Source organism: Mesorhizobium helmanticense (genome assembly GCF_003034915.1).
Lineage (GTDB): Bacteria > Pseudomonadota > Alphaproteobacteria > Rhizobiales > Rhizobiaceae > Mesorhizobium > Mesorhizobium helmanticense.
The window spans coordinates 138570-151995 of record NZ_PZJX01000026.1 but is presented as its reverse complement, the minus strand read 5'-3'; the positions used below and the strand labels follow the sequence as shown (position 1 = coordinate 151995).

The window sequence follows — 13426 nt, the reverse complement described above, 5'->3', positions numbered from 1 at the left end:
TCCAATAAGGGCCTGGCGCTGATGGTTGAAGTAACGCTCTGGGGATCGCTCGGCGCGATCGCCGGAGGCAAGAGCAAGGTCGAGATCGAGGCCAAGGACATACGGGAGCTGTTCAGGAAGCTGGCTGAACAGTATCCCGGCCTCGAGCCCTTGATCGAGAAGGGCATCGCCGTCGCCATCGACGGGACGATCTATCGCGACACATGGTCAAAGGAACTGCCGCAAGGGGCGGAGATTTTCCTGCTGCCACGGTTGGCTGGGGGATAGGTGGGGCGCGAGAGGACGCGAGGTATACATAGAATGGCAGCTTTGCGCCTCATGTCGGTCACTCGGGCCGAATTAACTGCGTCTCAAGAGGGACATTGCTGCCGGCCTAGATGGCCAACATCGCTCTTTGTGAGGGCGCATTGTTGAGCAGGATGATTCCCAGCTGACGTGTCGCAGGTCAAGGTGAAGATCGGCAAATTGGCGATGTGATCCGCTCTTTTGGATCGTCAACTTGATGACGGACCGCTCACATCGCGAACACTATGGCCAGCGAGCACCGTCACGCAAGGACGCGGTGATCGCCAAGGGTCTCGCCAACTTCTTGGGCGCCCCCCTGTCCGCTCGTCGCGAGGTAAGGGAGTACGAATGTCCAGGCTATACCGGGCGACGGCAGGTAGCGTGCTTGCCCAGTTCGAATCCTCCAGTGAAGGGAAATGCCTCACTATTGGGAGAAGGGTTATTTGCTACCCCGTTTTGCGCGCGGATGGTCGCCTTTGTCGGTTTGCATATGCCTGTTTTTGGCGGCCCGTTTCGGCGGCTCGCTCCCATAGCGCAGACTGAGCGCTTTTTCTATTTCCGTTAACGAGGCCTCGATCGACTCGGCGGTGAGATTCTCAATGGAGTCATCAAAGTATCGGTTGGTGAGTTTGTACCGACCGAGCGTCCCGGCTGGACCAACTGCCGGTCTACTCCTCTTCATCAGATCCCTCCTGTGTGTGCTTCCCGAACCGTCGCCACATATATCGCGGATTGAGATCGGCCTTGAAATGGTGCTTTCGCTTAATCCATACGAAGCCCTCCGCGCGAGTGATCAACGCCACATCGATCGGACCACCAACGGTTCCCGCGTCATCCGAAGCCTTTCGTTCAATCGCTGTGATACTAACTAGCGCTTCCGCCAGCTCAATCAAATCCTGCTTTGGCATCAGCGCTATGGTTTCCTTGAACTTGCGTTCAAATTCCGTGCGAAGGTTGGCTGCAAATTTGCTTTCGAACTGCGATGCTATCAGGTCACCGAGCAATCCACCCATCTCGCTGGGCGAGATCTCCGACCCGTCCGATCGCGAGATTTTCAGCTTCAGGCGCGTAAAGTTCCGCTCCAGGCTTCCGGACACATTTTCCTTGATGAAGGCCCGCGCGCCATCAATGAAGCGATTGTCCGTACCCTTGAGCAGGCGGTCGACCACATCGGTCTGCGCAAAAGATATCGCCGTACCAGTGTCCTCGCCACGCGAAATCGTGACGTCATGAGAGGCCCGGTAGCGGAGTTGGCCAGCGATAAACCCGTCTATGTCGACAGCGTAGAGTGAAGGAAAAAGGTCTTTACCGCCGAAGCCCGCGACGATGAGCCCGGTAGCAGTCAGGCGATCAAGATCGCTGAGCAATCTCTGTGCGATGACATTGGCGAAAAACTCCCGCTGATCGGCGTTGGCGTCGAACGGAATTCGTTGCGTCTCAAGTTCGGCCACGATTGAACGAACGGTCGGAAGGATGGCGTCTACGGTGACACCGGCGAGACTTTCAAGTAGCGGGTTCTGCGCCAGCGCCTGCACACGTTCGGCCATGACGGTTGTATAGAGCCCCCGCAGGACGTCATGAATGTTCTGTTCGCCGTCCTCGGCGGCCGCAGCCTCCAGTCTGTCCCGGACAATGGCGGTGATGGAGTCCAGTTCCTCTTCAATCAGACCATCTTGCCATCGACGCACATCGCCAGGCTTGACGGTTGGATGGCCAGCCAGAAAATTGAGGAACCGCTCCATCCACTGTTTGATTGTCAGCGTCGCCGCGCCGTCGGGAGTGGTGCACCTGAACTCCTTCGCGATTATCTCCCAGGGCACCCCCAGGAAATCCATGCTGCCATTGACCATCAAAGCTACAGGGTAGCGCTCGCTCAACTCGAAGAGCTTGTCCCCTGTGTTGAAGACCTTGTCGGCGCCATAGCCAGGTATTGTCACGGCGCTATCTGCGGCCAGGGCGACGCCCAGTCGATTAATTACAGCGATTTCCGTGGTCATCTGCCATTTCGCTCCGATCGATTGCAAAATTCATCAATGTCGACGCCAAAATTCTACTCGCCTGGCAGCTGCGCGAGCAAGATCGACTTCAAAGTTCGGTAAGGGCAGTAAGGGCGCTTCGAAGAAATTTCCTAAGGCGTCACGTTGTTGCGATTGATCGAATAGCCGAAAGTATCACTTCAGGCGCCTCTGGGTCGAGCACGATCTCACCTGACTTCAATTTTTCCGCCACAAGTTTAGGCTTGGCGGTCGAGTTGTCGTAAACATAGGCAAGATCCGCCTGCTCGACGAACCACGGAAGCTGCTCAAGCGAACGAGTAAATCTGGAGACGACCCTGTCCAGTGGAACACTGTGACCCCCACGCGCGACGCGCAAACGAACGCGTTCTATGTTGAGCTCGGGTGATTTCAATACGATGTATATCAAGCGAAATTCGAACCCCAGTCTCTTCGCTGCCCTCACCAGCTTCCGATATTTGGGTGTCGACAGCACAGTCTCGACGCCGACGGTTTGATGTGCGCGCAATGAGGCTCGCAGCCAGACCATTATTCTCTTGACGGCCTCAAGATTGGCCTGCTCCAGCGGCAATCCTTCGCTACCGACAATACGCTCAGTCAAAAGATCCGGATTGATGATCCAGACCGAACGACCAAAATCGTCGATAATCGTTGAATCGTAGAAGGTGCTTTTGCCCGAGCCATTCGGGCCTGCGACCATCCACAGTCGGGGCGGATTAGCCCTTGTCGTCGTCGCCATTCCCATGCCCGGTCATCAGTTTGTTCTCGCGACGCGCGCGGGCAACGGACCTGGCGAATGACTCAAGGAGGTCTTCGCTGAATGACGCGCTTTCCGGGTTCACGAGCCCGGCCTTGACCCGTTTGCCCTGAGCGCTCACCACTTGTCTTGAATCGAGCTTTCGCCGGGTCTTGCTCACACGGCCTATCGGCTTCTCTACGATCTTGATCATCTCAACCTCGAAAGCACTTTCTAGTGGGTTTCGTGCGAACTTAGTTCTCCTGTCCACCTTCCGGTGGCAGCAGGCCTCGTTTGGCGGACCTCTCCAGGATCGAAGCAATCTCATCATCACTGAGAGCGTCCACCTCGGATACGCCAGCTATCTTCCTCACGCGCGAGTCGGCAACGAGAAGCTGACGCAATGTCGCGCGATGCTTGGATGGTCGACCGACATAGGCTCCCGGTCGCGGCTGCTGTCGCCGAGACGTCGCCTTGCTGCGCGTCGCGCGCAAGGTGGCTTCCGCTACGGCCTTTGCCTGGCTTGCCAGGGACCTGAGCTCCGCTGAGCCGAGTATGTCCTGATCGCGCGAGGCAATGATGTCTTCCTCCATCTCCGCCAATATCGCGTCAAGCCGGTCTGAGGCTCTGATTTTGATGTCACTCATCCTAGCATCTCCGGTGTTGCGCGGGTGATCAGTCGTCGCAGGCGGCGACGAGCGCTGTTGTATTCCGTGGCGCTGAGTCCCACGCGAGCCTGAATATCTGTCGGATCCAGTCCCTCACCGATGCCCGCAACGATACCTGACAGAACAGGATCGTCAGCCACCAACCTTTCCAGATGTTCGACCAGATCGCGCGCTATTGCGCTTCGCTCGGGATCTGGTTCATCGGAAGCGATCGTCTCTATTTGGTCAGGGAAGCCTTCGTCGTTTGCTGGCTGCGCATCGCGCCGATCAAGCATCCGGCGCCGCCAGTGTTCGCTGGCAATGCTCCTCATCACGCCGCGAAGAAAAGCCACGAACGGCACATCGACCGGCCAGCGACGAGTTCCATCCAGCGAGCGCTGTATCGCATCATGCAGGATGTCGCGCCATTCCACCCCTGGCAATCCCCGCGCGCGGAGTTGGGCGATGCGCCCAAGACGAGCAAAGTCCGCCTCGCCCAGAGCCGCGAGAGCGATCGCAACCTCTTCGGGGGAACCATATTCATCCAGGGAACGGGCGTTTGTCGCTTCCATGGCTCCCTATGCTGAGTGCCTGCGGGGTTTCGGACAATCAATCATGAAAAAGTTCACCCCCGTCTTTTGTCCGCGTTTGCCCGCTTTGGCAGCACTAGGACACATCGGCAACAACAGGAGGTCAGTATGGATGAGGAGCAGAAGGGTCACAAGAAAGAAACCTATAAGGTACAGATCGACAAGCAGAAGTTCGAAACAGACAATCCCACGCCCACCGCGCGCGAGCTGCTCACACTCGCGGGCAAGGTCCCGGTTGAACATTTCGCGCTGTATCTCAAGGACAAGGGCCAGCCCAAGCGCCTCGAACTGGACGAGCGCGTGGACCTGCGCGAGCCTGGTGTTGAAAAGTTCGTGACGCTGCCCCTGGATCAGACGGAGGGGCTCGGCGCCGGCAGGCGCCAGTTTTCGCTCCCGCAAGAGGATGAGGAGTGGCTTGAAAGCCTAGGGCTGATCTACGAGTTGGTGGCGGAAGGGGGAACACCGCGCGTCATCATCTATGGATGGGTGCTCCCTGCGGGCTACAAGGTGGAGAAGGCCGACATAAACGTCAGGATCGATCCAGGCTATCCGGATGCGCAAATTGACATGGTGTATTTTAGCCCGGCCTTGGTGAGAAGGGACGGGCGAGCGATCGCCGCTACAAGCGACGACAGCTTTGATGGAAAGGTGTGGCAGCGTTGGAGCAGGCATCGGACTTCGGCCAATCCGTGGCGTCCGGGTCTCGACAGCCTGTCGACGCATTTCGCTCTGATTGATGATTGGCTCGCGCGTGAACTACGCAAAGGATGATGACGATGCGGGTCTCGCTCACGTTAAACGACAGCCAACATGCGCGCCTAAGGGACCATCTTTTCCCCGGTGACGGTCTCGAGGCGGTCGCCTTGCTGCTCTGTGGCCGAGCTCTGGACCAGGGGCGCAATCGCCTCATTGTGAGTGAGGTCCACCTCATTGCGTATGAAAGATGCGACCGCGCCCCGGATCGCGTCACCTGGCCTACCGACATGCTCCCGGAATTGCTCACTCGAGCGTCCAAGCGTGGCATGTCGCTGATCAAGATCCACGGTCATATCGGTTATGACCGCTTCTCCGAGATTGACGACGCCTCGGATCGTGAGCTGTTTGCCAGTGTGCATGCCTGGGCCGATGGACCGCATGGAAGCGCAGTCATGTTGGACGGTGATCGTATGTTCGGCCGCCTTGTAAGCGAGGATGGAGTCTTTTCGCCGTTCGCATGCGTGAATGTTGTGGGAGACGATCTTCGCTTTTGGCCACACCAGGAAAGCCATGGACAAATTCCGGACCATGCAAGGAGGATCGCGCAAAGTTTCGGCGCCGGGACCTACGAGATTCTCCGCCGTCTTCGTATCGGCGTTGTGGGCTGCTCGGGCACAGGCAGCGTGGTAGTAGACCAACTATCAAGGAATTGTGTTGCCGAGCTTGTCCTGGTTGATCCGGATCATGTGGAGGACAAGAATCTCAATCGGATTGTAAACAGTCGAAAGGTGGATGCTCAGCAACGTCGCCTGAAGGTTGAGCTCATGGCGGAATCCATCGAAGAGCTCGGCTTGGGGACCGTCGTCAGCGTTTTCGCATCCTCACTTTCTTCTGCCGATGCAATTCGCGCGATCGCGTCCTGTGATGTGGTCTTTGGATGTATGGATTCCGTCGATGGTCGCCATATGCTCAATCGTCTCGCAACATTTTACGGACTGGCCTACTTCGATCTTGGCGTGAAGTTGGAGGCGGATGGCGAAGGAGGGGTCGATCAGGTCTGTGGCACCGTCCACTACCTGAAGCCTGGAGGGTCTAGCCTCTACAGCCGACATGTATACTCTATGGAGCAGGTGCGAGCGGCAGGGCTAATGAGGACAGATCCGGCCACCTATCGCGAGTTGCGCCGGGAGGGCTACATCAAGGGCGTCGCTGAGGACAGACCTGCCGTAATCCAACTTAACAGCTTGATCGCGTCGCTGGCCGTCAACGAGTTGCTGGCAAGGCTTCACCCCTTCCGACTCGACCCCAATGAGGAGTATGCGGTTCACGCGATCAGCCTCAGCCACGGGATATACGACCATCACGGCGACGGTGAGCCGTGCGAGCTGCTCAGCAGACATGTCGGCCGAGGCGATGTGCGCCCCCTTCTCGATATGCCTGAGCTCAGCCTTGAGGCCGCGGCGGCATGACCTTGCTTGGTCGCGTCTGGCAATTCATTGATCGCCTTCTGGGTCGTGACATCTGGCGCGCCGAAATGTCGGCGGATATGCCGGAAAAACCCAGGCCGCGTACGGTCTATCTGATCGGTGATGACGAGACGCCATGGGCTGCAGCCTTTATCTGCCCCTGTGGATGCGGCGAGATTGTCAGACTGAGCCTCGTCCGGCGCGATACTCCCAGCTGGGTGGCGTCAGTCGGAAAGGGCGGAAGAGCGGATCTGCATCCGTCGGTGCGCCGAATACGAGGCTGCCGCAGCCACTATTTCATTCGGGACGGCCGGATTGTCTGGGCGCGGGATGAAAGACAGGTATCGACCTAGCGGCCAACGAGCTGGGAGTCGTGATCTGCCCAGCTTTCAATTTAGGACTCAAATCGAGCAGATTTGACTATGAGCAGTCAGAGTCTGCTACCCAGACGTAGCGAGCATCGGGACTTAGATAGCTATTCAGGTCTGCACGCCGGAAGCGGACGTTCCGCTTCCGGCTCCCAGTAGACTGTTGTCCTCGGCTAAATCGGGCCGCTACCAAACAATAAATCATCGCCCCCCTACGCCCCCAGCGTCGGCTCCGTATTCACCTCCAGCGCCTCCTCCGCCTCGCCCTCCTCACCAAGCACCTCGCCCTTCACCCCCAACGCCCGACCGATCCAAATCGGATCGACCAGATGGTCGCGCTTGGGGTTGGTGGTGTTGGGGTGGATGAGGATGCTCAGGCCGCCATGGTTCAGCATCAACCATGGAACCAGCGATGCGAAAATCCCGGTGGCGAAGGGGACCTGGTACATGGCCTGCTCGTGCGGGCCGATCGGCTCGGCGCGCCAATTGCCCAGGCGCACGCGGAAACCGTGTCCCTACGATCGACGACAAGACTTGGCCTAAACTCGACAAAACCACAGCTATCCACGAGAATCGTTGGCCAGTTCAGCCGGCGAGTTTGGTTCCTTTTCAATGACTGCTTCTGTGTCAATCACAGACATAGAAGCGAGCGACCTACACGTCTGATTGCCGACGGTCTGTTTTCGAATCGAACTCTGGAGAAAGCGGTCGCTCCGCTCACGACCTCAGGTCGAACGTATGTTTTCTCTACAAACCGGACATACTCTGATTTGGTGACGAGCAAAACAGCGGCCCTCTAGGGCTCGTCCCTCACATCGCGCAAATTGGACACAACGCGGCGGTTCTGCGACCTGCAGGCGGTGTCGGGGCACTCGCGGACAAGCCTGTCCTTGCCGTAGCCCTTGGCCCACATGCGGTTGCGGTCTATGCCGCCGGCGGCGAGGTAGTCCATCACCGCATCGGCACGCTGCTGCGACAGCGCCGTTTCACTTGCGCCGGGATCGTCGGCGAAACCCTGCAGCTTGAGCAGCCAGCGCGGATGCTTTGCCAACCAGGCGATCTGGGTGTCGAGGGTGGCCTTGGCGACAGAATCGAGCGCGGCCGAACCTTGCGTGAAATAAGTACGGCGGCCGACATTGAGGATAAAATCCTCCTCGCTGCCCGACTGTACGTTCTGGAAGCCGGCAATCTCGGCGTTGGTGACGTCGGGCGTGGAAGGGGCCAGCGTGTTGCTGGTCGAGCAGGATGCGGCCAGCAGCAGCAGGCCGGCGGCGAGTAGCCGGCGCGTGTTTTCAATCATGCGGTTCATGATGCGCCAATCATTCGACAGTGGTGGAAGCGGGCGCCTGGTCGGCGATATGCGGCAGGACCTCCACCGCGGTGCCGATCGGACACCGCTGGTAGAGGTCGATGATGTCTTCCGGGAACATGCGGATGCAGCCGCTGGAAGCGTCGGTGCCAATGCTCCATGGCTCCAGCGTGCCATGCAGTCGGTAGCCGATGTCGGCGCCGTCGCGGTACAGATAGAGCGCGCGCGGCCCGAGCGGATTGTTGGACGCGCCGCCTGCGATCATGGGCGGTAGGTCCGGCCTGCGCTTACGCATTTCGGGGGGCGGGACCCATTGCGGCCACAGCGCGCGGCGGTCGATCGTCGCGCGGCCGTACCATTTGAAGCCGTCCTTTCCGACGCCGACGCCGTAGCGGATGGCGGTCTTGTTCTCCATGATGACGTAGAGGAAGTGGTGGCGGGTATCGACCACGACGGTGCCGACCGGCTCGCTGCTGAAATACTTGACGATCTGGCGATGCCATCTCTTGTCAATCTTGACGAAGTTGGTCTTGCGATAGACAAAATTGTTGTCGCTGGCGGTACCGGCGAAAAAGGATTTTGCCGCCGCGGCTTGAACAATATTGCTGGTTGCACCCACCGCGACCAGCGCCAGACCGCCGAGCACGACACCCCTGCGTGATAAAACCATCGGCAATATTCCCCCATGCCTCAAGCCTAGCGACCATAGTTGAGAATTATTTCGCCTCAAAGTGGAAAATGCTGCGTTGCTTCAGTCCGCCGTTCGCGGACCGGTAGCCTCTGGCTGGGGGTGAGTGGGGGCGAGCACGTGCGATACGCGGCGAATTCGTAACCCTACTCGGCGACCGTCTCCGATGGCGCCTCTGCCGGCTCCGAAGGCTCGGCCTCGGCACGGGGCTTGCGCCGTGAAAACAGCGACCTGAGCGTGACGTAGAACACCGGCGTCAGGAACAGGCCGACGAAGGTGACGCCGAGCATGCCGGAGAACACCGCGGTGCCGAGCGACTGGCGCATTTCTGCGCCCGGGCCCGTTGCGATCATCAGCGGCACGACGCCGAGGATGAACGAGAAGGCGGTCATCAGGATCGGCCGCAGCCTGAGCCGGCAGGCTTCGACGGCAGCCTCGGCGGCCGACAGGCCGCGTTCTTCCGCCTGCCGCGCGAATTCGACGATCAGGATCGCGTTCTTGGCGGCAAGCCCGATCAGCACGATGAGGCCGATCTGCACGAGGATGTTGTTGTCCAGCCCTCGGAACGACACGCCGAGCAACGCCGCGAGCACGCCGAGCGGCACCACCAGCACAATGGCGAACGGCAGCACCCAGCTTTCATATTGCGCCGCCAGGGCCAGGAACACGAACAGCACCGACAGTCCGAAGATATAGACAGCGGCATTGCCGGTGTTGCGCTCCTGATAGGCGAGCTCGGTCCATTCATAGGAGGTACCGGCCGGCAGCGTCTTTGCCGTGATCCCTTCCATCAATGCCAGCGCGTCGCCCGTGGAAACGCCGGGCGCGGCATTGCCCTGCAGCGGCACCGAGACGTACATGTTGTAGCGCTGGACCAGCGCCGGGCCGGTGACGTCGCGGATCTCGATCAACGTGCCGAGCGGAACCAGCGCGCCGGTCGCCGAGCGCACCTTCAGTTTCAAGATGTCGGCGCGATCGAGGCGGAACGCCTGATCGGCCTGCGCCCGCACCTGGTAGACGCGCCCGAAAGCGTTGAAGTCGTTGACGTAGGCGGTGCCCAAATTGATCGACAGCGTCTCGAAGATGTTGGGGATCGGCACGTTCAGGATGCGCGCCTTGTCGCGATCGATCGCCAGGAAGAATTGCGGACTCGACGCGGAGAACGTGGTGAACACGCCCGTCAGCCCAGGCGTCTTGTTGGCCTTGCCGGCGATTTCGTTGGCAAGCGCCAGGATCTGCCGCATGTCGGCGCTGTTGCGCTCCTGGATCTGCAGCTTGAAGCCGCCGGCATTGCCGACGCCGCGGATCGGCGGTGGCGGCAGTGCGATGATGAAGGCTTCCTTGATGCTTTGCAGGCTGCCGAACAGATTGCCGATGACCTGGGGCGCCGACTGGCCGGCTTTCAGTCGCTCGTCGAACGGCTTGAACCTGGCGAAGATCACGCCCGCATTGCTGGCATTGGTGAAGGTCGCGCCGGAGAAGCCAGCGAAGGCGACTGCGTAGTCGACGCCAGGCGTTTTCTGGATGATCTGCGACGCCTGCTGGATGACCGCATCGGTCCTCGACAGCGAGGCGCCGTCCGGCAACTGGACGACGACGATCGCATAGCCCTGGTCGAGCGACGGAATGAAACCGCGCGGCACCGTCTGCACCATGTAGACCGTGGCGTAGATGAGGGCCGCGAAAACGGCCAGCGTGGCGCCGATCGCTATCCACGAGCCGACCAGCACGCGGACGATGCTCGAATACCAGTGGGCGACCCTGTCGAAGCCGCGATTGAAGCCGTCGGCGAGCGCCCGTCCGAACCGCGCCAGGAAAAAGCGCGGCGGCGCCGCCGCGGCGTGGTGCGGCTTGAACAGCAGTGCGGCCAGCGCCGGCGAGAGCGTCAGCGAATTGAATGCCGAGATCGCCGTCGACACCGCGATGGTGATCGCAAACTGCAGGTAGAACTGCCCGGAAATGCCGGGGATGAAGGCTGTCGGTACGAACACGGCTATCAGCACCAGCGAGATCGCGATGACCGCCGTGCCGACTTCGTCCATGGTCAGGTGCGACGCCGGATTGGGCGCCAGCCCTCTGGCGATATTGCGCTCGACGTTCTCGACCACGACGATCGCATCGTCGACGACGATGCCGATCGCCAGAACGAGGCCGAACAGCGTCAGCATGTTGAGCGAGAAGCCGGCGGCGTAAAGCACCGCCAGCGTGCCAATCAGCGACACCGGGATTGCCACGATCGGCACGATCGCCATGCGCCACGATTGCAGGAAGACGATGATGACGATGATGACCAGCACCATCGCCTCGAGGATCGTCTTGTAGACCTCCTGGATCGACTCGGCGACGAACTCGGTCGGATTGTAGACGATGTCGTAGCTCAATCCCTTCGGGAAGTCGCGGGAAAGCTCCTTCATCTTGTCCTGGATCTCCGCGGCTGCGGCGAGCGCATTGGTGCCCGGCCGCTGGAAGATGGCGAGCGCCACCGCCGGTTTGCCGTTGAGATAGGAGTTGGTGACGTAATCCTTGGCGCCGAGCTCGATGCGCGCCACGTCCTGTAGCGAGATCAGGCGGCCGTCGTCGGTCGATTTGACGATCACGTATCGGAAGTCGCGTGCGTCGTTGAAGCGGCCTTGCGTGGTGACCGTGTACTGGAACGCCGTGCCGGTGTTGGTCGGCGGCGCGCCGATCGAGCCGCCCGACACCTGGACGTTCTGGTCGCGCAGCGCCTGCACCACATCGCCCGAGGTCATCCCCAGGGCGGACAGTTTTTCCGGATCGAGCCAGATGCGCAGCGAATATTCGCGTTCGCCGAAGATGATGAGGTCGCCGACGCCGTCTAACCTGAGCAGTATGTCGCGCACCCGCGAGCGGGCGTAGTTCGAGACGTAGAGCTGGTCGTAGGTATTGTCGGGCGACAGCATGTGCACGACCATCATCAGGTCGGGCGAGCTCTTGATGGTGGTGATGCCGAGGCGGCGGACTTCTTCGGGCAGGCGCGGCTCGGCGACCGACACGCGGTTCTGCACCAGCACCTGCGCCTGGTCGAGATCGGTGCCCAGCTTGAAGGTGATGGTCAGCGCCATCGCCCCGTCGCCCGACGAATAGGACGACATGTAGAGCATGCCCTCGACGCCGTTGATTTCCTGCTCGATCGGCGTTGCCACCGTCGCTGCGACCGTCTCGGCGTCGGCGCCCGGATATTGCGCGCGAACGACGATGGTCGGCGGCGCGATCTCGGGATATTGCGCGATCGGCAGCTGGGTATAGGCAATCCCGCCGAGGATCAGCAGGACGATCGAAACGACCGATGCGAAAATCGGACGGTCGACGAAGAAATGGGCGAACCTCATTGCGGCAACCCGGCGGTCTCGGCCTTGGGCGGCAACGTTACCATCTCGACCTTCACCTTGGTGCCGGGCCTGGCGTGCATCAGCCCGTTGACGATGATCGTCTCGTCGCCGGTCAGGCCCGCGCGGATCACCCGGTAACCGTCAAGAAGCGGGCCGGTGCGCACGGGCTTCGCCGACACCATCCCGGCCTCATCCACCAGGAACACGATGCGGCGATCCTGATCGGCGCCGATCGCCTCGTCGGGCACCAGCACCCCGCTATGTGGCAGCGACCCCGGCACGTTGATGCGCCCGAACATGCCTGGCTGGAGAACGCCGTCGGCGTTGGGAAACGTTGCACGCACCCGCATGGTGCCGGTCGCGTTGTCGATCCGGTTCTCGGCAAAATCGAGCTTGCCTTTAAATACCGCCTCCTCGCGGTCGGCGACGCGAACCACCACATCGAGCCCGCCGGCGCCTTCCTGCATGCTGCCGCCGCGCTCCTTCGCGTCGCGGGCGTAGCTGAAATACAGGCGCTCATCGACGTCGAAATAGAAGTCGATCGGATCGCGCGTAACGATGGTCGTCAGCAAGGTGGAATCCGGCTGCACGAGGTTGCCGACCGACACCAGCCGGCGGTCGATGCGGCCGGACAAGGGCGCCTTGATCTCGGTGAATTCCATGTTCAGGCTGGCCGTCGTCAGCGCAGCCGTCGCGCCCTGCATCTGCGCCTGCGCCGAAAGGTATTCCCGCCGGCGGTCGTCGACCGTCGCGGTTGAGATATTGCCGGTCTTGGCGAGTTCGTCGGCGCGATCCAGCTGCATCTTGGAGAATTCGAGCAGACTCTTGGCGACGTCCACTTGCGACTTGGCGGCATCATAAGCCGCCTGGTACGGACGCTGGTCGATGGTGAAGAGCAGGTCGCCCTTGTTGACCAGTGCGCCGTCCTGGAAGCTGACCTTGTCCAGATAGCCGCTGACGCGCGAACGGATGGCGACCTGGTCGACGGCTTCGAAGCGCCCGACGAACTCGTCGTCTTCGACGATTTCACGGACCACCGGCTTGGCCGCCGTCACCTCGGGTAGCTGCTGGTCCTGCGCAAACGCAGTGCTGCTGAAAGCCATGCCGAGCAGGAATGCCGCCGACACGGCGGCGCGGGTAAGCCAGCCGGCCGATCGACGGGGTCGCCTGCCCGCGTCGCGATGCAATTGCCCATTCTCGGGGGTGTCCATTTGCGTCCCCACTCGCTGGACCCGGAGGTCGGTTGATCCGCTTCAACGCTCAGGCTTCTCGTCGA

14 protein-coding genes are annotated in these 13426 nt (G+C 60.6%); 4 read left to right on the top strand and 10 right to left on the bottom strand.

Annotation, left to right across the window (positions count from 1 at the left end):
• Positions 1–21: 21 nt before the first annotated feature.
• On the top strand, positions 22–267 hold the full coding sequence (locus C9427_RS13210; RefSeq protein WP_107649603.1) for a MoaD/ThiS family protein: 246 nt from the start codon (positions 22–24) through the stop codon (positions 265–267).
• Between the two features lie 686 nt (positions 268–953).
• On the opposite strand, the gene C9427_RS13205 is transcribed toward C9427_RS13210, so the two are convergent.
• The 5 genes from C9427_RS13205 to C9427_RS33800 all read right to left on the bottom strand — a co-directional run bounded on the left by C9427_RS13205 (position 954) and on the right by C9427_RS33800 (position 4255).
• Positions 954–2282 carry a hypothetical protein gene (locus tag C9427_RS13205; protein WP_107649602.1) on the bottom strand — a complete coding sequence of 443 codons (1329 nt, stop codon included), beginning with the start codon at positions 2280–2282 and terminating at the stop codon, positions 954–956.
• Between the two features lie 139 nt (positions 2283–2421).
• The gene (locus tag C9427_RS13200; RefSeq protein ID WP_107649601.1) at positions 2422–3039 is read right to left on the bottom strand and encodes an ATPase; all 618 of its coding nucleotides are present in this window, start codon (positions 3037–3039) and stop codon (positions 2422–2424) included.
• Positions 3017–3250: a hypothetical protein gene (locus C9427_RS13195; RefSeq protein WP_107649600.1), complete on the bottom strand. Its 234-nt coding sequence runs from the start codon at positions 3248–3250 to the stop codon at positions 3017–3019. The genes C9427_RS13200 and C9427_RS13195 overlap by 23 nt, the downstream gene beginning before the upstream one ends.
• A gap of 40 nt (positions 3251–3290) precedes the next feature.
• Entirely contained in the window at positions 3291–3683 is a 393-nt protein-coding gene (locus C9427_RS13190) for a hypothetical protein (protein WP_107649599.1), read from the bottom strand.
• Complete coding sequence (locus tag C9427_RS33800; protein ID WP_146172536.1) at positions 3680–4255, bottom strand: RNA polymerase sigma factor; 576 nt, start codon at positions 4253–4255, stop codon at positions 3680–3682. Before C9427_RS33800 ends, C9427_RS13190 begins: the two co-directional genes overlap by 4 nt.
• Positions 4256–4381: 126 nt before the next feature.
• On the opposite strand from C9427_RS33800, the gene C9427_RS13180 reads away from it, so the two are divergent.
• The 3 genes from C9427_RS13180 to C9427_RS33795 are packed head-to-tail and all read left to right on the top strand — an operon-like array spanning position 4382 to position 6788.
• A complete protein-coding gene (locus C9427_RS13180) occupies positions 4382–5044 on the top strand; it encodes a multiubiquitin domain-containing protein (protein WP_107649597.1) in 663 nt (220 codons plus the stop codon).
• A gap of 5 nt (positions 5045–5049) precedes the next feature.
• The gene (locus C9427_RS13175; protein ID WP_107649657.1) at positions 5050–6438 is read left to right on the top strand and encodes a HesA/MoeB/ThiF family protein; all 1389 of its coding nucleotides are present in this window, start codon (positions 5050–5052) and stop codon (positions 6436–6438) included.
• Positions 6435–6788: a ubiquitination-like system serine protease family protein gene (locus C9427_RS33795; RefSeq protein WP_146172535.1), complete on the top strand. Its 354-nt coding sequence runs from the start codon at positions 6435–6437 to the stop codon at positions 6786–6788. Before C9427_RS13175 ends, C9427_RS33795 begins: the two co-directional genes overlap by 4 nt.
• A 227-nt stretch (positions 6789–7015) precedes the next feature.
• On the opposite strand, the gene C9427_RS13170 is transcribed toward C9427_RS33795, so the two are convergent.
• The 5 genes from C9427_RS13170 to C9427_RS13150 all read right to left on the bottom strand — a co-directional run bounded on the left by C9427_RS13170 (position 7016) and on the right by C9427_RS13150 (position 13253).
• Positions 7016–7303 carry a DOPA 4,5-dioxygenase family protein gene (locus C9427_RS13170; protein ID WP_107649596.1) on the bottom strand — a complete coding sequence of 96 codons (288 nt, stop codon included), beginning with the start codon at positions 7301–7303 and terminating at the stop codon, positions 7016–7018.
• A 296-nt stretch (positions 7304–7599) separates the two neighbouring features.
• Positions 7600–8112 (bottom strand): OmpA family protein, encoded by a 513-nt coding sequence (locus C9427_RS13165; protein ID WP_107649595.1) that lies wholly within the window; start codon positions 8110–8112, stop codon positions 7600–7602.
• A 10-nt stretch (positions 8113–8122) separates the two neighbouring features.
• Positions 8123–8782: a L,D-transpeptidase gene (locus tag C9427_RS13160; protein ID WP_107649594.1), complete on the bottom strand. Its 660-nt coding sequence runs from the start codon at positions 8780–8782 to the stop codon at positions 8123–8125.
• 164 nt (positions 8783–8946) lie between these two features.
• Entirely contained in the window at positions 8947–12150 is a 3204-nt protein-coding gene (locus tag C9427_RS13155; protein WP_107649593.1) for an efflux RND transporter permease subunit, read from the bottom strand.
• Complete coding sequence (locus tag C9427_RS13150; RefSeq protein ID WP_167434340.1) at positions 12147–13253, bottom strand: efflux RND transporter periplasmic adaptor subunit; 1107 nt, start codon at positions 13251–13253, stop codon at positions 12147–12149. Before C9427_RS13150 ends, C9427_RS13155 begins: the two co-directional genes overlap by 4 nt.
• Positions 13254–13426 lie beyond the last annotated feature (173 nt).

Excerpts from the sequence above, each read along its gene's own strand:
- C9427_RS13210 (WP_107649603.1), top strand. The coding sequence starts at position 22 with ATGGTTGAAGTAACGCTCTGGGGATCGCTCGGCGCGATCGCCGGAGGC.
- C9427_RS13205 (WP_107649602.1), bottom strand. The coding sequence starts at position 2,282 with ATGACCACGGAAATCGCTGTAATTAATCGACTGGGCGTCGCCCTGGCC.
- C9427_RS13200 (WP_107649601.1), bottom strand. The coding sequence starts at position 3,039 with ATGGCGACGACGACAAGGGCTAATCCGCCCCGACTGTGGATGGTCGCA.
- C9427_RS13195 (WP_107649600.1), bottom strand. The coding sequence starts at position 3,250 with ATGATCAAGATCGTAGAGAAGCCGATAGGCCGTGTGAGCAAGACCCGG.
- C9427_RS13190 (WP_107649599.1), bottom strand. The coding sequence starts at position 3,683 with ATGAGTGACATCAAAATCAGAGCCTCAGACCGGCTTGACGCGATATTG.
- C9427_RS33800 (WP_146172536.1), bottom strand. The coding sequence starts at position 4,255 with ATGGAAGCGACAAACGCCCGTTCCCTGGATGAATATGGTTCCCCCGAA.
- C9427_RS13180 (WP_107649597.1), top strand. The coding sequence starts at position 4,382 with ATGGATGAGGAGCAGAAGGGTCACAAGAAAGAAACCTATAAGGTACAG.
- C9427_RS13175 (WP_107649657.1), top strand. The coding sequence starts at position 5,050 with ATGCGGGTCTCGCTCACGTTAAACGACAGCCAACATGCGCGCCTAAGG.
- C9427_RS33795 (WP_146172535.1), top strand. The coding sequence starts at position 6,435 with ATGACCTTGCTTGGTCGCGTCTGGCAATTCATTGATCGCCTTCTGGGT.
- C9427_RS13165 (WP_107649595.1), bottom strand. The coding sequence starts at position 8,112 with ATGAACCGCATGATTGAAAACACGCGCCGGCTACTCGCCGCCGGCCTG.
- C9427_RS13160 (WP_107649594.1), bottom strand. The coding sequence starts at position 8,782 with ATGGTTTTATCACGCAGGGGTGTCGTGCTCGGCGGTCTGGCGCTGGTC.
- C9427_RS13155 (WP_107649593.1), bottom strand. The coding sequence starts at position 12,150 with ATGAGGTTCGCCCATTTCTTCGTCGACCGTCCGATTTTCGCATCGGTC.
- C9427_RS13150 (WP_167434340.1), bottom strand. The coding sequence starts at position 13,253 with ATGGCTTTCAGCAGCACTGCGTTTGCGCAGGACCAGCAGCTACCCGAG.